Source organism: Micromonospora sp. NBC_01740 (assembly GCF_035920365.1).
GTDB lineage: Bacteria > Actinomycetota > Actinomycetes > Mycobacteriales > Micromonosporaceae > Micromonospora > Micromonospora reichwaldensis.
In genome coordinates this window covers 3,474,448-3,494,770 of record NZ_CP109150.1, presented here as the reverse complement: position 1 = coordinate 3,494,770, position 20,323 = coordinate 3,474,448, and the positions used below count along the sequence as shown (strand labels likewise).

Here is a 20,323-nt window from a genome sequence, read left to right as displayed (position 1 = left end):
GGCGCCCGGGAGGCGGCCCGAGGGGCGCTGCACCTCCGTGACGGCGTTAACGTCCGGTACCTGGACTCGGTGCGGACCTCCGGCGCGGGCGGAACCTGGAGATCGGCGACGGTGCCGACACGGTGGACTTCGACCTCAACCCCAACCAGAGGCGGGAGCTGCACGACGCGCTCACCGCCACCATCACCGCTGACGACTTCGCCGACGCGCCCGGCGCCTACTGGCCCAAGGAGAACGACGAGCGGTACGTCGACTGGTCCGACTTCGAGCACGAGCACGGCTTCAGCCTGGAAGCCGGCGACGGGCATCCGCATGGTGAACCTCACCCTGACCCTCAAGCAACTGCAGGCACGGCGCGACCAGCTCGCCGCTGGAACCTCATGATCGAGCGCCGCGACGGCGGCGGGTGGGCGCTGCCCGACGGCCACATCGAGCCGGGCGCGAAGACCGCGGCCGACCCGGCGGGCCCGGGAGCTGACCGAAGAAGCCGGGCTGGTCGCCACTCTCACCGACCCGCGGGTCGAGTTAATCGATCGTCAAAAGTTCCGGAGTCACGGCAACGTTTGCCGGGGTCGAGAGCGTAGGTAGTGGCCGTGAGATTGGAACTGAGGGTGCGGGTGGCTGATGCATGATCGCGAGGATAGGGAGGTGTCAGCCTTTGTACGGGCGCGCTACGGATCGCTGCTCCGGACCGCCTTCCTGCTGTGCGGGGACCAAGGGAAAGCCGAGGATCTAGTCCAGACGACGTTGGCCAAGACGGTTGTGGCGTGGCCTCGACTGCAACGCTCAGAAGGCGTCGATCACTACGTTCGGCGCATCCTAGTCAACACCTTCGTGACCTGGAGGCGGCGCCGATCCTGGTGGGAACAGCCCTTGGGTCGGCTGGTGGAGAGTCAGGCACGCGACGAGTACGTGGGGGTGGAACAGCGGGACCTGCTGCGCCGGGCGTTGGACGGGCTGCCAGTACGACAGCGTGCTGCCGTCGTACTGCGCTTCTACGAGGACCTGTCCGAGCAGGACACGGCGCACGTACTGGGTTGTTCGGTTGGCACGGTCAAGAGTCTTTCATCAAGGGGTCTGCAGACTCTGCGTAGGCAGTGGGTTGAGGCCGATGCTGCTGCTGATCAAGAGGTGCGCTATGCATAACACGACCAAGTTGCGTGACGGCCTGGCGGACCTGGCCGAGTCGGTGGTACCGACCGAGGGCTATGAAGGCAAGATCATGCGGCGGGCGGACCGGCGTCGAGGGCGGCGGCGTATCGCTGTAGGAGCCGCGACAGCCGTGTGCTTGGCGGTGCTGGTCACGATGTTTCGGGCTGTCGGATTCGGGTCCACACCGCAACTCGCTGCACCGCTGCCGGATGGCCCGTTTCTGGGGTGGTCCCCGGTGGGAGACGTGGACGCTGGCCTGGTACGTGAGGCCACCAGCGTCTGGGACCGTACCAACTCGGCAGGGCCGCACACTGATGTTCGGGCCCTTGTCGCGACGCGCCATCCACGCCTGCGCTCGACGGTGGTCGTCCTGCAGGGATACGACAAGCAGGGCGACGCGCGGTTGGCGTTCTTCACCGGTGATTCCGGTGCGGCGGACGCCTTGCGGATGCGGGTTGATCGGCCGGTGCCCGACCCGGTGAAGACTCAGGTGATAAGTCTGGTCAGTCCACGGTTGTCCGGAGCCGTCGGCGAAGTCAGTGATGACTCCGCGGGTACCTATGCCATTGCCCTCGCCATGCCGGGCGTGACAGCGGTGCGGGTGTCGAGTACCGCAGTCGATGATGAAATGATCCAAGAACCGGACGGACCCACGAGTCGTCTTGTGGTAAAACGGTTCCCGCTCGCTGCGACCGCGCAGACGACGACGATCGCGGGGTTCATCAAGACGAAGCGACCGTTCGCCAGCCTCACGAGAGTATTCGAGGTGCCCGGTGAGGACGGTGTGGACGGCGACCCGCGAGCCGTACCCGCTGAGGTGGTTGGCAGGAACGGCCAACAGATAATCGTGGCGTTCCCGAAGGACCAGGGAGTCCGGCGAGGGCAACTGGCCGTCGTCGCCGAAGGTTTGGTCGGACGCGTAACGGCAGTCGATACCGTCCGCGGTGAAGCCACTGTCGACCTCGTTACCAGCACCGGGTTCGCCGGCCAGGTGTACACGAATATCAGTAATGTTCCGGGTTCCGTACGGGGCACCGGCGGAAAGCTGGTCATGGAGGGCGTTCCCGCAAACGGTGAGGTTTACCAGACCAACCGTGTCTTGATGCCGGATCCGTCCCAGCAGAGCAATCAGGTTGGCGCTGTCACGATCGGGCGAGCGTCTGCGGACAAGGCGGCAGGCGCGACCACGGTGGAGCTTACGCCAACAGCCGACCTTGCCAACCTGACCAGATTGTCGATCATGACGCCATCCGCCCCCTGACGGCGCCCCGCCGACGCAAGGATGCGCGGAGGCGAATCGCCTTCGCGCATCCTCAACAGGTCTGTAGATCAGTAGTGGACCGAGCCGCTGCCGGAAGCCTTTGCGGTGCCACCGTCGCTCCCCGGCTGCTGGCTCGCCGCCAATAGGCTCGCTGGCGCGGTAACCCGGTAACGCCCCGGTCAGCACCGATCAACGTGCGAGCGCCCCCCGCTCTCCTTCGGGAGGACCGGGGGCCCGTTTCGCGCTGTAGTTGATGTACGTCAATTTCTCTGGCAGGCTCGGCATTCGGATCGAACAGAGTGGAGCTCGCATGTCTGCACTTCGTCGGGTCGTCGCAGCCACAGCGCTGGTCGGGGCGGTGTCCGCGTCCGTCCTGCTCTCCGGGCCTGCGGTCGCCGCCGAAACCAAGTCCTTTTACGGCCGGGGAATGAACAACAACTACTTCACGGCGCTGACCAACGCCAACAACGCTGCGCGCTCCCTTGCCAGCGCCGACGGCTTCGACCCGGACACGCAGTGCAGCCACGGGGGAAGCTTCACGACGCAGCCGTGGCCGGGCCTCTACTCGGTGCTGGCGCAGATCAACTGCACCCGCTGAGTATCCAAATCAGGAGCCTTCGGGGGCAGTCTCGCCCGGCTCCGGGGAACGCTTCGTGTAGCAGCTGCGTCGGGTAACGACCAACGCCGACGCAGCCTGCGGGCTGGACCAACCGTCACCTCCAGCGGCGGGGTTCGCGGGCGTCCCTCATGCGAACGGTTGGGTGGCTCTCATCCTGTTGGCCCACCAACCCAGCGGCCCTGCTCACCTCCGGGTGGGCGGGGCCACTTCGTGCTGCCTGGACCACCTCACCGCCCAAGCGCGGCGTCACGTGCTCGCCCTCCGACGCGTACTCGACGAACACCGGCCGCGGCCGACGGGCGGGATCAACGCATCCGCGACGCGTTTGCTTATGATCCGCTGACGCCTAACGACGGCTGACGACAGAATCAGCAAGAGCCACCCCGTCCGAGGGTGGCTCTTCTGCGTTATTTCGATGGTGGGCGATACTGGGATCGAACCAGTGACCTCTTCGGTGTGAAGCAGGACGCCACACCGACTCTGACCTGCAGAAACGAGAACTCGCAGGTGGGCGCGGGTGCAGTTGAGTGCCGTTGCGTGCTGTTGGATGCAGCTGAACGCCGTTCAGCGCGCCCGCCTTCCCCACGTGCTCCCCGATCCCCGGCGGGCGACCGCGGCGTCGCCCGGCGCCTCGGCACTTCGGCAGGTCCAGGAGAGAGCACCGCGGCGCGCGCACGGTCAGCGGCAGATCAGTGCACCTGACCTTGGTCTGTGCCGGCGTTCAGGGGCGTGGAGTGCCGTCCCACCTCCAAGATGTCCGCGCCGGCAGGCCGGGTAGGTCCGCCCGGCCGGTAGCCCAGAGGAGCGTCAACCACGGCTCGCCGGTTGACGGCACGGAGGGGAACAGCCGGCGCAGCGCTCCCGTACACAGATTGGCAGGGGGCGACCACGTCAGGTCCAACCCGGCGGCCACGTCGTACATGTGGACCAGGACCTCGACCACGCCCATCGCGGCGAACCCGGAAGGGTCGGATAGACCGTACGCGTGAAACGACCGCCGGTCCGGCGGCACGGCATCGATCATGGCCGCCAGCATCGCCCCGCACGCCTCGAAGACCTGCACCAGCCCGGATGGCCCCTCAGCCGGGTCCACGAAGATCGTCAAGGGCGGGCCACCCTCGCGGCGTCGCTGCCAGCCGAACGGTACGTGGGTACGCGTGGACGGATGCGCGGGACCGAGTTGCGCGGCGTACCCGAAGAGATCGTCGCTCATGTGCTCGACCGTCTCCCAGCAGCTCCACTCCAGTCCGCCAGCTGGCTTCTGCCAGTCGAGATGGGTGGCCGCCGCCAGAGTCTCGCGGGCAAGCTCGACAGCGCGCGTCACGTCGTCTGCGATCATCCAACAATTACGGAGGCGAGGCCGGGCCTGAAGCAACCCCATTTCCACGCTCGTCGACGAAACACGATAGCGAAACAGCCACAGCACTGATCTCGGCATGACGGCGCTCCGTGGCAGATCCGCTTGACGCGACTAATCCGTGAAGAGCGCGGCGAGCCTCGGCAGACGCCGACGGACCTCGCCGTCGTCCTCGAAGTCCCAGCCCTGGCCGAGCTCCGGGTATCTGCCAGTGACCGCGCTGGGCAGCTCCATGCTCCCTGATACGACCGCGTACGCGTCCCATACGACGCCATACATGGATTCGCATTCAAGATCGAACCCGCCGTCGACGGCAACGCGTTGGACCACCGGCAGGTCGGCGAGCGTATCCGGGTCTGCCACAGCGCGTTCGAACGTCTCACGCCCCTGCGTGAGCAGCCAGCCGCGGAAGTACTCGAAGCCGTCGTCGGAGCAACCGCCGTTGATCAGATAGGCCGCCTGCCACAGATCCCACCCGTACGACTGCGCACGCAGATCCCACAGCGGCTGCGCCAGTTCCGCGATCCTGTCGGCTGGCAGGGCAGCCAGCAGCCGCAGTGTCTGCTCGGCGACGTCCTCGGCGTCCGAGGGGTCGGCCGCAGACTCCCGTGCCTTCGCCACCACGTTCCAGAACTCGTCAACACTCATGGCGCGGGAGTATGGCAGCGGTCTCCGACTTCGCCGCCCACCATTCGCCGTCGTGCCCTTTCCTGACCGCCCGTCTAGCGCACCGAGCCCTGGAAGATGAGCTGATCGCGGCAGAAGCGGATGCCTCGACATCTGGTGGTGATGCCGGTGACGGATCACAATGAGCCGGTCGGCGAGGAAAATCGGGCAGGGAGCAAGCGGTGGAGCAATTTGCAGTCATGGTCAGCGCCGGCTCGTTCAGTTCAGGTGACGGTGGTGCGATCCGGTTCCCACACCGGTGGACCCCTGAGGGCGTCACGGTCGAGGCGGACTTCACCGGGGCCCACCTGTTGCACCTCGCTGCGGCTGGATGCGTCCTGAACGACATATACCGGGAGGCAGGCGAACTTGGCATCCGCATCGACGGGGTACGTGTATCGGCTGAGGGTGGGTTCGACACGCAGACGTGGATATCGAGCGGCATCACCTATCAGGTCGAGCTGAGCTCACCCGCGTCCGTCGAGGAACTTGCCGTGCTGCTGGATCGCGTCGACGATGTCGCCGAGATCCCGCGGGCGATTCGAGCCGGGGCCACGGTACGGAGAAGCTGACTTGCCCCTTTGTCCGCGATGCTCACACCGATCGACCCACCACGGTTAGCAAACCGATTGCGTTGGCTTCACCATCCGCGAAGCGTCGACACACCCGATCAGCGGCATGAGCGAGCACCTGATCGAGCACGTGTTCACACGGTCCCTCGGTGCGAGCCTGGCGTGCCTGAGAAGTTGTTCGACCACCCAGGCCTGTCGGTGCACGGGAAGGCAACCACAGCGTGAGCCGGGATGTACTCAACGGCGCCGCCGGCCAACTGGCGGAAATGCTGACCGCCGGCCCGGCACCCCACCGCCGTACGCGTTCCGGTCGACTGACCGACGGCCACCGGCGCCCGTCCGTGACCGTGCGGACAGCCGGAAACGCCGTTTCTCCGATTGGCGTTCGCTGCGTAGGATCTCCGGCGATCAAGGGGGATGGAACGGTGGGCGATTTCCAGCAGTTCGTGACGGATGTGACTTCGCGTCTGTCCACGATGTCCAGGGGTGAGTTGTACGTCGTCGGCGACGGTCTCGACCGGGACTCACTCTGGCTCACCTTTCTCGATTCCTTCCCCGCCGGCACCAATCTGCGGTTCCGTGAGCGATCCGAGTACGACTGCTCGACCTGCCGCGGTTTCATCAAGCACTTCGGCAACGTCGTCGAGATCCACGACGGGCGGGTCCGTACCGTCTGGTCCGGCGTGTCGGCATCCGACCCGGTCTTCTCCCCCGTCGCCGCCGCTCTGGACGAGTTCGTTCTTTCGCTGCCGTTGTCCACGATCTTCCGGTCCACTCAGGCGCAGTACGGGACGAAGACCACCCGAACGCTGCGCGACGGCCAGGTCGAGGTGTGGCACCACCTGCACGGCCGGGTGGAGAAGCGGCATCGCATCGAGGACGTCGGCGCGGCACAGGGCAACTTTGACGCCGCGGTGCAGGTCTTCCAGCGTGGCCTGGCCGAGCTGACCCGGCACGCTCTGGACACCGTCGTCGACCTCGTCGACGACAACGCCCTCTACCGCGGCGCGGAGCATCGCCGGGCGGTGACCGAGTTCCGCTCGCTGCAGAACCGGTGGACCCAGGCGACCGATCGACGTGCCTTCGTCTTCGCCAACGCCATGAACCCGGCGGCCCGGTTCCGCAACACGGTGATCGGCACCCTCGTCCAGGATCTCTCCGCGGGCGTCGACCTGGAGCAGGCGGTCCGGTCGTTCGAGGCTAAGGTGGCGCCGCAGAATTACCAGCGCCCCACGGCGTTGATCACCCCGGGCATGGTCAAGGCCGCCATGAGGACCATTGCCGAGCTGGGTATCGAGGAGTCGTTGCAGCGACGGTTCGCCAGGCTGTCCGACGTGTCGGTCACCAATGTGCTGTGGGTCGACAACGACGCCCAGGCACGGATGAAGGACGGCATCGAAGGGCTGCTCATGCAGGCGGCCACCACCCGGTCGTCAGGTGTGCTCCTTCGCGACGCCAAGCCGGAGGAGATTCCGGTGGTCTCCTTCATGAAGGACATCCTGCCCGGCGCCGCCACCATCGACCTGTGGGTTGCCAACACCTACGAGCCGCACCTCGTCAGCCTCACCACCGGCAGGTGCCCGGCTGCTCCGCGGTTGTTCAAGTGGGACAACGATTTCGGCTGGTCGTACGGCGGCAACGTCACCGACTCGATCAGGGAGAAGGTCAAGCGGGCCGGCGGCAACGTCACCGGCAAGCTGCGGGTGAGCCTGTCCTGGTTCAACCACGACGACCTGGACCTGCACGTGTACGAACCCAACGGCGACCACATCTGGTACCAGGAGAAGCGCAACAAGCTGGACGTCGACATGAACGCCGGCGGGACGCTCTCCCGCGAGCCGGTGGAGAACGTCACCTGGACCGACCGTGTCCCCGACGGTGAGTACCGGATCGAGGTGAACCAGTACCGCAAGCGGGACAGCACCCAGGTCGGCTTCGTGATCGAGACCGAGAGCAACGGAAAGACCGAGCATTACAGCCACGAGCGCGCGGTCGGCCACAAGGAGACCGTCGAGGTGGGCCGGATGACGGTTGCCGGCGGGGTGATCACCGCTTTCCGGCCGGGTAAGGACGTGCTGCCGGGCAGTGCGGGCAAGGAGTTGTGGGGCATCACCACCGAACAGTTCGTACCGGTGTCCACCATCATGTACTCGCCGAACTACTTCGACGACAACGAGGTTGGCAACCGGCACTACTTCTTCATTCTGAAGGGGTGCGTGAACGACCAGCCGACGCGGGGGATCTACAACGAGTTCCTCCGCAGCGACCTGCAACCGCACCGCAAGGTGTTCGAGGTTCTCGGCGACCGCACCAAGTGCGAGCCGTCTCCGGATCAGCTCTCCGGCCTCGGCTTCAGCTCCACGGTCCGCAGCTCTGTGGTCGCCAAGGTGACCATGACCGGCGGCCGGCGCCGCCTCATCAGCATCCAGTTCTGATTCCCTACCCAGATATTTCAGAGAGGCTACCGTGACCATTTTCGAGAAGGCCACACGGGAGAAGTTCCGCTATCCGTCGGCCAAGGGACTGCTGACCACGGAACAGCTGTGGGAGCTTCCGCTGACCGCCAAGTCCGGCTTCAGCCTCGATGATGTGGCCAAGGCGGTCAATGCTGAACTCAAGGCCGTCGACACCGAGTCGTTCGTGGCCACCGAGGCCAATCCGGCCAAGGCAACCTTGGAGACCAAGCTGGAGGTCGTCAAGCACGTCATCGCCGTCCGCCTCACGGAGGACCAGGCGGCGAAGGCGGCGGCGGCCAAGAAGCTGGAGAAGGAGAAGCTGCTGGCGGTCCTGGCCCGCAAGCAGGACGCGGTCCTGGAAAACCTGACCGAGGCAGACCTACTGGCCCGAATCAACAACCTGTAGCCCGCCGACAATCAGCGTCTGCCAGCGGACCCGCACATCGCCGAGAAGTACGGTCGCCATGCAAGACCTGTGCGGCCAGGCCGGCGCTGACGGCCACTTCTCGGCGAACTCACATCGGTACAACAGCGACCGCGACGCCCCCTCACCGGCATGACCGTGCATCGCGTCCGGCACGACCAACGCCTGATCAGCGGCTCTAGACTAGAAGACGACGTCGTGAGGGGCGGGTCTCGCCACCGGGGCGTTGCAACCGCAGAATAGTGGGGTGACTTCGGAGGCCGCCCTCGGCGAGGTGTTGCGCAGCGCCGCCCGAGTTCGGGTGACCAATGGTGGGGTGTCTGGTGTCCGGGTGCTGGGCGAGGATGTGCTGCTGGAGGTGGCTGAGCCGGCGGCAGTTCGCCAGCTGATCCAGGCCTTGGCCGTCAAGCAGACGACCGACGGGTACTGCATGTGTCACGGCGACCTCGCCTTCGAGTTCTTCGACCGAAGCGGGCGGCTGACTGCAGCCGTGGGATTTCATCACGCCACCTACCTGCGCTGGTCGGGCTGGGACGACGACGCCACGCTGTGCGATGGCGGCGCGGTGCTGCGCTGGCTCGCTGAGCAGGGGGTCGAAGGTCCGTTGGCGCAGGAGGAACAGCAGCAATGGGAACGCCACGAGCAGCGGCTCGCGGAGCAGCGGTGGAGGGCCGCTGCACCCGCCGCAGTAAGTGACCTACTTGATGTGGCAGTGGCCGCCGGCAGCACCGACGGACTTCTTCCCGAGGGGATACACCGGCTGGTCGCCCAGCGCCTTGAAGAAGCGATTCCGGATCGGGTCGAGCGGGCTGGCCTCATGCTTGCCTGGTTTGGCTCGGGAACAGGGCGCTGTTCCGGCTTCCCAGTACACGAAGCATTGCCGGAACCGGCGCTCGCCGAAACACCGATCGCCTACCTCATCCAAGCCATGCAGGTCTACCCCACGGACGCTCGCATCGACGCTGGCGCCGTGCGGCACCTGTGCGGCTGGAAGACCCGCAAACAGCAGGCGAGGGATATCGCCAAAGTCCCAGCGGAGCTACGGATACGCCTGCTGATGGCAGCGAGGGAGTCAGGCGACGACGACAAACGCCGCCGGGCGGAGCGATGGCTGAGCACACCTTCGAGACACCGGCAACGGTAACGTGAAGGAACTGGCCATCGTCGCCCTCGATAACGTCCTCGCAACGTCTCCCTGGCGTGCCGTCGAATGGAACGATGCCTCGAAAGGAGAGCAATGGCGCCGGAACATTATCGCGCTACGGAATATCCTCGACCCGAAGCAGCGAGAAACGCTCTTCGAGAAACGAGGCCCACACTTCTGCCACCGGCCGGCAGCGCGCTGAGTAACCGACCGCAGCACTGAACCCGTCCGGTCGTGCCGAGATCAGTGCGTCGTGCGATCTCCTGCCAAAGAGGGCCGCACCGAACTCCTCCAGCAGTCCTACCTGTCCGACTGCGGCCGGTGTGCCAGCTCGATGGCGTAGGTGTTGGTCATGTCAATGTCGGCGATCGCCTGCATAGCGGCCGCGGACCCACCTCGGTCGCGAAGCAGGCGCGCCAGAAGATACAGGGCGATCTTGTCACCGCGCTGGGCACGCTCATGTAGTACACCGTCGCGGCCTTCCTCGTACAGGAACCGGTTCAGCTGGCGCCGCGCGTGCACGTCGATCTCGGCCCGATCAACCAACTCGTGCAGCAATCCGGCCTTGACGAGCAGATCCATGTGCCACAGGTGTGCGTTGTGCCGGTAAGGGTCGTGGCTGTAACACTCGGCGAACTCGCCAACCAGGGCGATCGCCGTAGTCCAGTCACCGCGCGCTTCGGCCGCTTCCGCCGATGCCTGGTCGAACCACGCTGTCACCACACCAGTATGGCCCTCCTGTCGCGGTGCGCTCTTCTGCCGCGTACGGCGCTGCGCGGAGCGTGATGCCCTCGGATGCTGCAGTGCTCACCCGGCGTTCGCCAGGTTCTCCGAACGGCGGGATAAGACAGGGCGGTGAAGGTGCGCTGGGGTGCCTCGCTCATCCACCGCGTCGTACGAAGCCTGCCACCGAGGCCGGCAGTTCGTCCTGCGGCATGCCCTCGTAGCCAGGACGGGCGAAATCAAACAAGAGCACGACGCGGTCGCTGGAGCCGTAGTTCCACGCCTCATGCGTGACGGTGTCGTCGAAGACAAAGGTCTTACCTTCGCGCCACTGTCGGGTCTCGTCGCCCACTCGCAGTGCGCAGTCCTCCGGCACGACCAGCCCGAGATGCGCACGGTAAACGGTCGTAACCCACCCCTGATGTGGCTTGATCTGGGTGCCAGGAACCATCCGAGAAAACCCAGCGGTCGTCAGGTGAGGAACCTTCGTCAACGCGGAGGCAGTATCCGGGCACGCTTCGAGCGCGCCCTCAATCCGTTCCCCGAAGGCGACAAGCCCGTACACGCTCCAGCCCTGGCCGTACATCTCGCGTTGCACCCACGGCTGATAGGTCTCCCGCGGCAGAGCAAGGCACTCATCCCGGATGGCCTCCCACCGTGCCCGAAGATCGGCCAGGAAGGGAAAATGCCGCTGATCCACGAACATGAGAGACCATGATGCACCAACGACGGATGATGCGGGCTACGGCGCCGCCTCGTGACAATCGTGGCCCTCGTACGCACCTCCAGCGGTAGACGCACGCTATGCCGCCGACCGGGCGTCAGGGTGCATCACCTGAGTGAGATCAGGTGACGCGCTCGCTTCCGCCAACAGGCGAGCACCGGAGGCGCTACGCCCACGGTGGGATGTACCGGCTCACGTACTCGCGAGCACGAGGAAGCGGGTCGCGCCAATACTGATACGGCATACGGGAGTGGTGCTCCTCGCAGAACTCAGCGAGACCAACTGTGATCTTGACACGCTCCAGCGGGCGGCCTTCGAACTCTGTGTTGACCGCCAGCAACTGCGGCTCGGGATGCCAGCCTGAGTGGTCGAACGCCCAGCCGTCCCAGACCGCGTAGACGTGGAAGACCTGCCGCTCGGCAGCGAAGCGCACCGCCGCTATCTCAATCGACCGGTCCGCGTAGAACTCTCGGCATACCCAGGCGAGGACATGACACGCCCCGGCAGCGAAGAAAGCCTGGTCTGTCCGCTCCCATGCGACGCGCTGGTCCGATCGCTCGATCGGCGTCCGACGAAACGTTCCCGCTGCTATTGCTGTCATGACAGGGACGTTAGTCACTGGCCCGACGCAGTCGCTCATGGCACCCCTTTATGTCAAGGCGCCGCTGACACCAGGGGTTTAGGGTGGTTGGTGGCGGGTCCGGGAAGTGGCTTGTCCGAAGGGCCGATGTCCGGGGTTAGGTCGGTCACGCTGGATTGCAGAGTCGTCCCCGAGTGCCCTCCCGGATCCGCCGCCTGCCTGCGTTTCTGGTCGGTGATCATGCGGGCGTAGACGACGTTGGACAGTCGGCGTTTGAGGGCGCGCATGGCTTCCATGGAGGTCTTCCCGGCGGCCTTCTTCGCGTCGAAGTAGGCGCGGCCTTCGGTGCGGTTGCGCAGCTGGACGACGGCCATGATGTGCAGTGTGCGGTTGATGCGGCGGTTGCCGGCGCGGGAGAGTCGGTGACGCTTCTGGTCGCCGGAGGAGGCGTCCAGCGGGGCGGTGCCGTTCCAGGACGCGAACCGGTCGCGGTCGGCGAAGCGGCGGATGTCGCCGACGTCTGCCAGCAGCCGGGCTGCACCTGAGGGGCCGATGCCGTGCAGGTCCATCAGGGTGGAGCTGCGGGCGACCACCAGTTCCTTGAGGTCCTTCTCCGCGGTCTTGATCTTCTTGTCGATGCCCTCGAGTTCACCGATGAGCTCGACGGCGAGACGGCGCCGGGTCTTGCCCACGATGTCGCGGGGTTTGATGGTCGCGATCAGCGCCCGTGCCTGTCGTGCGGACAGGAATTGCTTTGCCCCGCCGGGAAAAAGCTCCAGCAGCAGCCGGTGCAGCCGGTTGATGGTCTGCGTCCTGGCGCGGCCCAACTCGTCGCGACGGTCGACCAGCATTCCCATCACCTGCAGGTCCGGGTCGAGCTGGACTTGCACGAGGTTCGGGGTGCGCAGTGCGACCATCGCGACCGAGTGCGCATCCACCGGGTCGGTCTTGCGGCCGTTGCCGCTGGCGAACACCCGCACCTGCGCCGACAGCTTCGCGGGTACGTCGAGCACCGTCTCACCGTCATGCAGCAGGCGGTGGGCGATGTGCTTGCCGATGCCGTTGCAACCCTCGACCGCCCACACCCGATCGGCGTACTGGCGGCCGGCGGCGAGCATCTGCGCGTAGCCGGTCTTGTCGGTGCCGTACCTGCCCACTGCGAGCACCCGGGCACGTTCGTCAACGACCTCGATGGTGGCCGAGCGCTTGTGCGGGTCCATCCCGATGATCACAGACATCGGCGCCTCCCTTGGCTGAACCGGATGGGGTTGTCAGCAAGGAGGGCACCGCTACTTCGAGCAGGACAAACCCCTTTCCAGCCTCTCCTCGCGCGGTGCCCGGCGAGACCGCAGGCCATGAGAGAGCCACACCAATGACACCGGTGGGCAGCCGCAATGTGGGAGCGTCTCGCCGGGCACCTGGACCGAGTCTGGCCGGACATCGATCCTGAACCAAGTCTCTAAGTAGCCGCGATTCGGGCGGCGCCCACGTCCACCGGTTACTCATCGTGAGCAACGGACGTGCGTCGCCGGGGCGACCGGCGCCGCAAGGTCCCCCAGGGCCACTCGCCCAGGCCTCTGCACATTTGGCGTACCTGGCTCTGCACCGGAACCCCCGTACGCCGACAGCGTTGCGGCCAGCGGGCGGCCCAGTCGGTCAGCGTCTTGTATGCGGCGGCGTTGACGGTGATCCGCCTTCAGCCTGTGCGGCGAACTCGGCAGCGGGTTCTGGATAGCCGAATGGGGCTACCCTGACATCGGCGTTTACATCGTCGACTGCCCGTCAGCGGGCCACGACATGATCGCCCTCGACTACCGCTGCCCCGGGGAGCCGACAGTCGTGCACGTCGATCAGGAGTGGAACTACCAGATCACCGTCCTCGCTCCCGACTTCGAGACCTTCCTCAAGGGCATCGTCGACGGATCCGAGTACCGCGACTGATCACGGTTCTGTCCCCCCATGCGGAAATGAGGCCGTACCGCCGGGCGCGTACAGGCACCTTTCTGGCTCGGATGGGTAGTAGCGATGTCAGCGAGGCGGCCAAGACCGCTTGTCACAGGATGAGTACGGCAGCTCAAGCGCCGACTTTGGCAGGCCCGACATGCTGGTGATTGTGGCTTCCTCGCTCCCGGTCAAGCTGGCGACTGTTCTGCTCGTGGCGCTCGCCCTGGCGGGATGCGGGTCCGATGCCCCCGCCCCGGAGGATGCCAACCGAGCGGCCAACTCCGGCGTGGTCCGGCAGGCAAGCGCGTCCGTTGTATCCCAGCTCGACAAGATCCTGACAGGTGTCGCCGAGCGGACACCGGGGATGCGGCCGGTGGCGGCATCGACATCCGACAGCTGCCTAGCCGGCGACACGAACGGCGTCTTCCCGCATGACTCCTACCGCCTGCAGTGCAGCTGGGGTGAGACGAGGTACTTCGCCGTCCGGGGAGACCTGCCCGATGTACGGCGCCAGTTGGATGCGGCGGCGAAGCAGATTGGATTGATGGCGGTCAGCGGCGAGTCGTTGCAGGACGTGGAGGCCAACCTCGCGGCCGGCGGCACGACTGATGATGGGCAGCTCCTGTCGCCGCCGACGTGGACCTACGTCGCGCCGGGGTACGACGGTCCGCTCCACGTCAGTTGGTCGCAGGCGACTGACTCCAGAGCCAGTCAATATCCCGTGGAACCCCGCTGGCCCCTGGTCTTTCAGGACGACCACCCGGTCGACCTGGACTCGCTATGGAACGGTCCGCTGCGGGGGCAGAAGTACCTCATCTCGATCACTTCGTCGGTGACCTATCACGAGGTTACCTGGCCCTCCTGACGCTGACGAGGGCGGCGAAGTCCTCACGATCTTGTTCGTAATTGCCACGGGGTACCGCCGTCTTCCTGTCTTGGTTGGCCACCTACACGGTCACCTCGGCCGCTTCAGGGCGTACGGCGTACGTGCCTCCGGGCCCGCCGTGTTCGGGTCAGTCTGGTTCGGGCATCAGGCCTTGCGCGCGGAGTTGTTCCACCTGACTGGCTGGTGGTGGCAGCGGGTCGTGGTCGGAGGGGCGGGGTCCTTCCGGGCGTCCGGGCCTTACCGGATAAAGGTTTCGAACCCGGGTCACCCGGCACGCCACACCGCTGACCTCGAAGTCGTCGGTCCGTTGCGGACGATGCGCCCGCGCGGGCGCGCACGTAAGCCGCCATGAACTCTTCGATCGGGGTGTCGACGTCGCGTGCAATGTCGGCAATGGCGAAGGACTCCGCGTCCCGGGCGGTCTGCGGCGTCGGGTAGGTGGTGAACGAGCGGGGACGCCACCTGCCGTCGACGTGCTTCCCGACGATGAACCCGACCGGGAGCAGCACCACGTTCGGGTGCGTGGACACCGCCCGGCACGAGCCGGCGTACACGTCCTCAGGGAAGGAGGTCGCCGTTAGGACGCCGAGACCAACTCCATCCGGACGAGGGCGTCGGTGAGCCCCGGTGCCCGCGGTCGGGTCGATGACGAGGCCGTCCATCGGCGACGTGGTCCGCTCCGCCTGGCCCGGCGGGTACGGGTCGGCATCGGTGGGCCGGGGCGGCTCCGGTCCATCCGGATGAACGGCTGCGCCCGGATGATCCGGTAAGGACGGCCACTGACGGTCAGCTCATTGACCGGCTCCCAGTCACGCACCTCGTACGCCCTCTCGTACGCGACCCGCACGGCCGCGTTCTCGACGGTCTGCGGCGTCTCGCCGAACAGGCGCCGAAGTGCGATGCGAGACAGTCGCGGGCGTGCTGCGGCTCGTCGGCGTCGAGCCGCACGATCCGCCACCGGCCCTTCACCTCTTCGGCCGCGCCGAAGAGGTGAAGGGCTCACATCAGCGTGGGATAGGTGACCGAACGGCATTGGGCATCATCCTCGGAGACCGCCGATACCGGATCGTCCCGCTGCTCGATGGTGATCAGCAGGTGCTCAGGCACCCGCTTGTCGTGATGGACCATGTACGTAGTGTTTGCTATCCATTGCCGAAACGCCGCACCTGATCGTGACCACACGGCCTACGAATCGTCGAATGGGCGTGGGCAACCAGGGCCGCTCCCATGGGTCGAGCTCGCGTTGCTCGTCCCATGGTTGATCGGCAACAGCCACAACCGACCGCTAAGCCTTGAACGACTTCGCAGCAATTGACGCGTCAAAGTGGTCGGCCAAGGCCCGCCAGAGCACCGAGAAGTGGGTACACGACCTAGCCTGGTGGACCGGCGTGTGGGCGGCCCACCGGACCAGCAGCCGTCGGCCAGGCTGCTGGCCCGTAGCCGGGGAGCCTTGTCCTAACCTGGGGCTGTCAGCGGCATGTTCAGCTCCTTGATCAGGTGAGGAGCGACGATTAAGCCGTTGCCCCGGTAGTAGTGGCCGCCGGCACGCCTGCCTCGGTCAGCCACCGGACGAACGCCTGCTCCCAATCTGCTCCCATAATAAGGGCCGAACGCCACGAGGCCCGTTACCGGAGTTCCGGAAACGGGCCTCGTGACCTGCACATACTTACGGTGGGCGATACTGGGATCGAACCAGTGACCTCTTCGGTGTGAATGTTGCTCCGGCCTCCCGTCGCGCAGCAACCCGCGGCATCTAGTGCCGTTGCTTGCGCCACGGCCACCGTCAGAGGTCACACAGCAAGGGTTAGCGCCGGACCTCTTGCTGACTTCTCGCTGACGTACCACCTCAGCCTGGATGTCGGTCCCATCGCCGGCACGCTGGCTCACAAGCGGTAGCTTCGAGAGGCTCGAACTTACAGCTGCGCAGTCGCGCAGAGCGCGCAGGTGTGCCGCCCGCTGCTGTACTCGGCGACGTAGTACTCGATCGAACGAGCCGTACCTGTCTCGTGAGGCTGGCCCGTGCTTCGGTCCACAATGATCGGCGCGTTTCCGATGACCGAGTCGAGGAAGGATCCCGACTCGATGTGCCGCGCGGACTGGTAGTAGAAGACCCAGCAAACGGGGTGCTCCTCCACGCAGGTGATCACCAGCGGTGGTACGCCGGGTTCCGAGGACATGTCCCGCAGCACCGCTTCCGCCGTCCCCCTTGCTTGCTGCTCCTTGAGCACCTGCACATCATGCCCCTCCTGCCGGAGGCAGGTAGCCCTGCCTTGCAAAGATCAAGACTCGTGTCGGCCGGCGTCAGTGACTGCCGCTGACCTGCTCGCCATGCCGCCCATCGTCGGCTCCGGACCGCGTCCGTCGGCCGGCTTGGCTGTACGGATGGCTGTACAACAGACCCCGTTTTGCCCCGTCACATGATCATTCGGGCGGTAGTCTCCATCGATGGCGATCTCCTCTTATCTCCGGGAACTGCGTGCCAAGGTCGGGCAACAGCTACTGATGCTGCCCTCGGTCAGCGGCATCGTCTGCAACGACGACGACGAAGTCCTCCTCGTCCGGCGCTCTGACAACGGCTCTTGGTCGCTGCCAGCAGGAGCAGTCGAGCCGGGCGAGCAGCCCGCAGACGCCGTTATCCGTGAAGTAGAGGAAGAGACCGGCGTACGGGTTGCTGTCCAGAGCATCGCGGGCGTAGCACTCTACCCACGCACCTACCCCAACGGGGACTCCTGCCAGTACCTGAACGTGTGGTTCCGCTGCCGCCCCAAGAGCGGCCAGGCACGGGTCAACGACGACGAGACATCAGCCGTCGGATGGTTCCCCGCCCGGGCACTGCCAGAGATGGAAGAAACCGCCAAGCTCCGGATTAAGACCACCCTGAACAACCTCGATGGCGCCGCCTGGTTCGCCCGCCCTGGGGAGCAACATGACGCGCTGATCATGCCAGGCGACGACTGAACCCCTTCGTTCCGAACGCCGAGAGGGCGCACCATCGGCTGCCAGCCGTTGCCATTTGGTGCCGCTGAGCGTGATCTTCGTGCCGGCCCGCACTGGGCGTCGTCAGCGGCTGGCGGCCGTTTCGCTGCCTTCGTGCTGCCTCTGCCCTGCAAAGATCAAGACTTCTGTCGGTCGGCGTCGGTAACTGGCGCTAGCCTGCTCATCATGTCGTCCACCGTCGGCCTCGGACCGCGTCCGTCGGCCGGCTTCGAGTCCGGGGGGCCGCTAACTCGGGAGGCCCCGCGGGCATATCGCGAATGCTCACGCTCAACTACCTTCGCACAACCCCTTCGTACCGCTATAAACGATATAGCCCAAAAGTGGATTTAAACACCAATTGCAAGCAATGCTAGCTAAGCCCGTCGCGCAGGCGCGATGTCAGGTAACCGACACTAGACGAGTCCTAGTCGATGCCCAGTTGACTTCAATGCTGCCAAAACCTTAGATATGAGATTTCAACGATGATTACTTCTGCGAAAGAGCCCACTGTCCCACCCAGATCGTGTTACCTAGCTAGTCTCCCTCACCTGTAGGGTGGTGCGGCTACAGGTTATGGAGGTTGCATGCCCCGCAAGCAAGCACGGCAGGTCAAGGCATTCGTCATGCACGGTCGAACGCCTAGAACGCTTCTCAACTACGACGGGTTCTTTCGGTGGCTCGCCGATCTACCGACGCCCGCAACCGAGGCACCCGTCGCTCAGGACCAGGTGCTTGCCGTCGCAGCCTCTGCCATTGACGGGGAGTTCATTCATTTCCGCTTCGTCAGCGGGAACCCTCGGGGCATTCCACTGTTATTCAATAGGCAAACAGGCACTACTCAGCAAGCTCGCACACCGGAAAATACGTGGCTTGCGCAGCCAACGAGAGTCTCAGTCATCCCGAAAGACCGTTTGATCTTCATCGAGAATCGACGCCGAGGTGTAAGTTCATCGAGCCTAGAGCGATACTTCTTCGGCGTCAGTCAAAAGAACGGCTATGGAGCGGTCGATCTGGACCTCGACCCGCTTCCCGCCCCGTCCCTTGAGCGCGAGATTCTTGATTTGACTAGGATCAAGGAAGCGTCAATTGTAGTGAACAGGCCGAACACCGACTGGAACGATGCGAGCGATGTCCTTTCAGAGCTCGCGGGAAGTTCCGGCGGAAAAGACGCGGCGGTCGTAGTGCATGCGCCTCGCGGCCAATCCCTAAGCAAAAGCGAGGGGATCATCAATGTGATTGTTTCTAATATTCGACGACGTTTGCCAAACATCCGCGACATGAAGGTGGTAGGTCGTCGACTAGGAGAGCCAACTGATCACACTGTATCTCTAGAGAAACATCAAATGCGCGCGGTTGCACGAGTGGATGACGAGGCTCCCTTGGACGAGCAGGACGAGAGCGTGCGGGAAGCCGTTCGCAGGCTTGCCCAGCAGGCGCTTCCCGTCGTCCGGCGACAAGGAGACGCCACGCCCCAAGCTGAGTCAACGTAGGCTAACTTGTCATACCTGGAGTCTAGGCTTGAGTCATGAGCGGGATCCCGGAAGCCTCAGGCAATGAGAAGAAGGCAAGTCCTGGACAACCCAAACAAGATCTATTCCGTTTCAGTCGTCGCTACCTCGCTCCCCGACTGCACGAGACGCTGCTGCACAGGAATGTAGCATTAAGCACGCTATTCGCCGGACTGCTAGTTTTTGCATCCTTCCGCCTGCACTGGATGCCCGCCCTCCAGAAGGTCGCCGTTAAAGATCTTGTAGCAGGCATCCTGGCATTCTCCGCTCTCGGGTTCGGAGCCGCTACCGCAGCAACAGTCCTAGCTCTCGGAATACCGAAGGGCCATCTCTATTTCACAATGATCACAAATGGCCCAAAGGCACCCCGGGTCAAGGTCAAGAAAACCGCCTCCGGCATGAGGGCGGAGGCCTCCAACGCAGCCGAGCAGCCGCTACTGAGCTCAAAAGAATACGGGCCGTTATTCAGGTCCTTCTACGGCGATCTCATCTTTACCTTCACATGGACTCTTGGAACGCAGCTTAGTCTAGGAATTGTCGGTGTAGTGTATTTTGTGATTGCCGGCGACCTCAATATGGTTGACTGCTCCCATTGCCGTCGATCCAGCCTGGGCCTTTTTCTAATGACTGCAATGCTATTCTACGCCATTCTCCAGATGGGCTCTCTCCTTCGCGCGATGGCAGATTACGCAATGAACCAGGAGCTTTATGATAGGCGTGAGCTCGGCCTCTAACCCACCGAGCAGGCCCCCTACTGCCATCCCGTCTGCCGCCGACCCACACACCGTGGAGCGGGCCAGGGCCAGGGCGACAAGGTGGAGCGCCCTACCGGACGTACGACCTTGTCGCCCTGGCCCTGGTCTGCTCGGCTCGCCTGGGTCGGTGGCTGGCGGGATGGCATCCCACCCCAACCACCCACGACCGCAACCGTTCGGCAACTCCATCCTGGAGTCGTTGCGCCCCCGCCGGAGGCAGCTCTAACCCCAACCCCGCCCTCACCCTCCGCCCCTCCTCCTGCCTCCACCTCTTCCCCACCTCGGACCCGTGAGCGGCCCGACGGATTCCGTTCGGCAACTCGATCCGGCCGACCGTCGACCGGTCCGCGGTGAGACGTCACCAGGCTGGAAGAGACGAAGGTAGAGCTGTCGCATGGTCCCGGTCAGTCCCGGGACTCGTCACCGGGTCCCTTCACGGACCGAGGGGTGACGCGCGGGGCGGGGCGTGGTTTGCGGGCCGGCTGACTTTCCGCCCCGGCGCCGTAGGCGGCCGGGGCGGCGGCTCCGTAGGAGCCGGTTGCCGCGCCCCGGCCCGCGCCGCGCGGAGCGCCTTGA

Annotated in this window: 22 protein-coding genes and 2 pseudogenes; 13 read left to right on the top strand and 11 right to left on the bottom strand. The window is 65.1% G+C overall.

Annotated features, from left to right (window positions below; translation table 11 throughout):
* Positions 1-122 precede the first annotated feature (122 nt).
* The 4 genes from OG989_RS16400 (at position 123) to OG989_RS16385 (ending at position 3,011) form a co-directional block, all read left to right on the top strand.
* Positions 123-584 carry a hypothetical protein gene (locus tag OG989_RS16400; protein WP_327030993.1) on the top strand — a complete coding sequence of 154 codons (462 nt, stop codon included), beginning with the start codon at positions 123-125 and terminating at the stop codon, positions 582-584.
* Between the two features lie 40 nt (positions 585-624).
* On the top strand, positions 625-1,146 hold the full coding sequence (locus OG989_RS16395; protein WP_327030992.1) for a SigE family RNA polymerase sigma factor: 522 nt from the start codon (positions 625-627) through the stop codon (positions 1,144-1,146).
* Positions 1,112-2,413, top strand: coding sequence for a rod shape-determining protein MreC (locus OG989_RS16390; protein ID WP_327030991.1), 1,302 nt, complete (start codon positions 1,112-1,114; stop codon positions 2,411-2,413). The genes OG989_RS16395 and OG989_RS16390 overlap by 35 nt, the downstream gene beginning before the upstream one ends.
* Before the next feature lie 310 nt (positions 2,414-2,723).
* A complete protein-coding gene (locus OG989_RS16385; RefSeq protein ID WP_151453051.1) occupies positions 2,724-3,011 on the top strand; it encodes a hypothetical protein in 288 nt (95 codons plus the stop codon).
* Positions 3,012-3,753: 742 nt separating this feature from the next.
* On the opposite strand, the gene OG989_RS16380 is transcribed toward OG989_RS16385, so the two are convergent.
* On the bottom strand, positions 3,754-4,371 hold the full coding sequence (locus OG989_RS16380; protein WP_151453050.1) for a maleylpyruvate isomerase N-terminal domain-containing protein: 618 nt from the start codon (positions 4,369-4,371) through the stop codon (positions 3,754-3,756).
* A gap of 132 nt (positions 4,372-4,503) precedes the next feature.
* The gene (locus OG989_RS16375; RefSeq protein WP_151453049.1) at positions 4,504-5,037 is read right to left on the bottom strand and encodes a DUF4240 domain-containing protein; all 534 of its coding nucleotides are present in this window, start codon (positions 5,035-5,037) and stop codon (positions 4,504-4,506) included.
* Between the two features lie 200 nt (positions 5,038-5,237).
* On the opposite strand from OG989_RS16375, the gene OG989_RS16370 reads away from it, so the two are divergent.
* The 4 genes from OG989_RS16370 to OG989_RS16355 all read left to right on the top strand — a co-directional run bounded on the left by OG989_RS16370 (position 5,238) and on the right by OG989_RS16355 (position 9,651).
* On the top strand, positions 5,238-5,627 hold the full coding sequence (locus OG989_RS16370; RefSeq protein WP_151453048.1) for an OsmC family protein: 390 nt from the start codon (positions 5,238-5,240) through the stop codon (positions 5,625-5,627).
* 425 nt (positions 5,628-6,052) lie between these two features.
* Entirely contained in the window at positions 6,053-8,062 is a 2,010-nt protein-coding gene (locus OG989_RS16365) for a hypothetical protein (protein ID WP_151453077.1), read from the top strand.
* Positions 8,063-8,093: 31 nt separating this feature from the next.
* The gene (locus OG989_RS16360; protein WP_132407173.1) at positions 8,094-8,489 is read left to right on the top strand and encodes a hypothetical protein; all 396 of its coding nucleotides are present in this window, start codon (positions 8,094-8,096) and stop codon (positions 8,487-8,489) included.
* A 265-nt stretch (positions 8,490-8,754) separates the two neighbouring features.
* Positions 8,755-9,651, top strand: coding sequence for a hypothetical protein (locus OG989_RS16355; RefSeq protein ID WP_327030990.1), 897 nt, complete (start codon positions 8,755-8,757; stop codon positions 9,649-9,651).
* A 300-nt stretch (positions 9,652-9,951) separates the two neighbouring features.
* Here the strand turns inward: OG989_RS16355 and OG989_RS16350 are convergent, their stop codons facing one another.
* The 4 genes from OG989_RS16350 to OG989_RS16335 form a co-directional block, all read right to left on the bottom strand.
* Positions 9,952-10,371, bottom strand: a complete 420-nt coding sequence (locus tag OG989_RS16350; protein ID WP_327030989.1) for a hypothetical protein — start codon at positions 10,369-10,371, stop codon at positions 9,952-9,954.
* 160 nt (positions 10,372-10,531) lie between these two features.
* A complete protein-coding gene (locus tag OG989_RS16345; RefSeq protein ID WP_327030988.1) occupies positions 10,532-11,080 on the bottom strand; it encodes an aspartyl/asparaginyl beta-hydroxylase domain-containing protein in 549 nt (182 codons plus the stop codon).
* Positions 11,081-11,264: 184 nt separating this feature from the next.
* Complete coding sequence (locus tag OG989_RS16340; RefSeq protein WP_327030987.1) at positions 11,265-11,699, bottom strand: hypothetical protein; 435 nt, start codon at positions 11,697-11,699, stop codon at positions 11,265-11,267.
* A gap of 53 nt (positions 11,700-11,752) precedes the next feature.
* Positions 11,753-12,916, bottom strand: coding sequence for an IS110 family transposase (locus OG989_RS16335; protein WP_327030986.1), 1,164 nt, complete (start codon positions 12,914-12,916; stop codon positions 11,753-11,755).
* 457 nt (positions 12,917-13,373) lie between these two features.
* Here OG989_RS16335 and OG989_RS16330 point away from each other — a divergent pair.
* Positions 13,374-13,619, top strand: a pseudogene (locus OG989_RS16330) (SMI1/KNR4 family protein); the annotation flags it as partial.
* A gap of 160 nt (positions 13,620-13,779) precedes the next feature.
* A complete protein-coding gene (locus OG989_RS16325) occupies positions 13,780-14,487 on the top strand; it encodes a hypothetical protein (RefSeq protein ID WP_327030985.1) in 708 nt (235 codons plus the stop codon).
* A gap of 148 nt (positions 14,488-14,635) precedes the next feature.
* Here OG989_RS16325 and OG989_RS16320 read toward each other — a convergent pair whose 3' ends face one another.
* The 5 genes and pseudogenes from OG989_RS16320 to OG989_RS16305 form a co-directional block, all read right to left on the bottom strand.
* Positions 14,636-14,788: a DUF5954 family protein gene (locus OG989_RS16320; protein WP_327030984.1), complete on the bottom strand. Its 153-nt coding sequence runs from the start codon at positions 14,786-14,788 to the stop codon at positions 14,636-14,638.
* 118 nt (positions 14,789-14,906) lie between these two features.
* Positions 14,907-15,373: pseudogene (locus OG989_RS31940) on the bottom strand (DUF5954 family protein); the annotation flags it as partial.
* Complete coding sequence (locus tag OG989_RS16315; RefSeq protein WP_327030983.1) at positions 15,295-15,477, bottom strand: hypothetical protein; 183 nt, start codon at positions 15,475-15,477, stop codon at positions 15,295-15,297. The gene OG989_RS16315 and the pseudogene OG989_RS31940, both read right to left, overlap by 79 nt.
* A 30-nt stretch (positions 15,478-15,507) precedes the next feature.
* The gene (locus tag OG989_RS16310; RefSeq protein WP_255474685.1) at positions 15,508-15,636 is read right to left on the bottom strand and encodes a hypothetical protein; all 129 of its coding nucleotides are present in this window, start codon (positions 15,634-15,636) and stop codon (positions 15,508-15,510) included.
* A 785-nt stretch (positions 15,637-16,421) separates the two neighbouring features.
* Positions 16,422-16,736 carry a YrhB domain-containing protein gene (locus tag OG989_RS16305; RefSeq protein ID WP_327030982.1) on the bottom strand — a complete coding sequence of 105 codons (315 nt, stop codon included), beginning with the start codon at positions 16,734-16,736 and terminating at the stop codon, positions 16,422-16,424.
* A 217-nt stretch (positions 16,737-16,953) separates the two neighbouring features.
* Between OG989_RS16305 and OG989_RS16300 the strand changes: the two genes are divergently transcribed.
* The 3 genes from OG989_RS16300 to OG989_RS16290 all read left to right on the top strand — a co-directional run bounded on the left by OG989_RS16300 (position 16,954) and on the right by OG989_RS16290 (position 19,726).
* Positions 16,954-17,466, top strand: a complete 513-nt coding sequence (locus OG989_RS16300; protein WP_327030981.1) for an NUDIX hydrolase — start codon at positions 16,954-16,956, stop codon at positions 17,464-17,466.
* A 602-nt stretch (positions 17,467-18,068) separates the two neighbouring features.
* Complete coding sequence (locus OG989_RS16295; protein ID WP_327030980.1) at positions 18,069-18,974, top strand: hypothetical protein; 906 nt, start codon at positions 18,069-18,071, stop codon at positions 18,972-18,974.
* A gap of 35 nt (positions 18,975-19,009) precedes the next feature.
* Positions 19,010-19,726: a hypothetical protein gene (locus OG989_RS16290; protein WP_327030979.1), complete on the top strand. Its 717-nt coding sequence runs from the start codon at positions 19,010-19,012 to the stop codon at positions 19,724-19,726.
* The last annotated feature ends 597 nt before the right edge of the window (positions 19,727-20,323 follow it).

Bases quoted from the DNA above. Each gene is read 5' to 3' on its own strand.
- OG989_RS16375 (WP_151453049.1), bottom strand. From the start codon at position 5,037: ATGAGTGTTGACGAGTTCTGGAACGTGGTGGCGAAGGCACGGGAGTCT.
- OG989_RS16310 (WP_255474685.1), bottom strand. From the start codon at position 15,636: ATGGTCCATCACGACAAGCGGGTGCCTGAGCACCTGCTGATCACCATC.
- OG989_RS16295 (WP_327030980.1), top strand. From the start codon at position 18,069: ATGCCCCGCAAGCAAGCACGGCAGGTCAAGGCATTCGTCATGCACGGT.
- OG989_RS16340 (WP_327030987.1), bottom strand. From the start codon at position 11,699: ATGACAGCAATAGCAGCGGGAACGTTTCGTCGGACGCCGATCGAGCGA.
- OG989_RS16335 (WP_327030986.1), bottom strand. From the start codon at position 12,916: ATGTCTGTGATCATCGGGATGGACCCGCACAAGCGCTCGGCCACCATC.
- OG989_RS16325 (WP_327030985.1), top strand. From the start codon at position 13,780: ATGCTGGTGATTGTGGCTTCCTCGCTCCCGGTCAAGCTGGCGACTGTT.
- OG989_RS16345 (WP_327030988.1), bottom strand. From the start codon at position 11,080: ATGTTCGTGGATCAGCGGCATTTTCCCTTCCTGGCCGATCTTCGGGCA.
- OG989_RS16395 (WP_327030992.1), top strand. From the start codon at position 625: ATGCATGATCGCGAGGATAGGGAGGTGTCAGCCTTTGTACGGGCGCGC.
- OG989_RS16380 (WP_151453050.1), bottom strand. From the start codon at position 4,371: ATGATCGCAGACGACGTGACGCGCGCTGTCGAGCTTGCCCGCGAGACT.
- OG989_RS16390 (WP_327030991.1), top strand. From the start codon at position 1,112: ATGCTGCTGCTGATCAAGAGGTGCGCTATGCATAACACGACCAAGTTG.
- OG989_RS16300 (WP_327030981.1), top strand. From the start codon at position 16,954: ATGGCGATCTCCTCTTATCTCCGGGAACTGCGTGCCAAGGTCGGGCAA.
- OG989_RS16385 (WP_151453051.1), top strand. From the start codon at position 2,724: ATGTCTGCACTTCGTCGGGTCGTCGCAGCCACAGCGCTGGTCGGGGCG.
- OG989_RS16290 (WP_327030979.1), top strand. From the start codon at position 19,010: ATGAGCGGGATCCCGGAAGCCTCAGGCAATGAGAAGAAGGCAAGTCCT.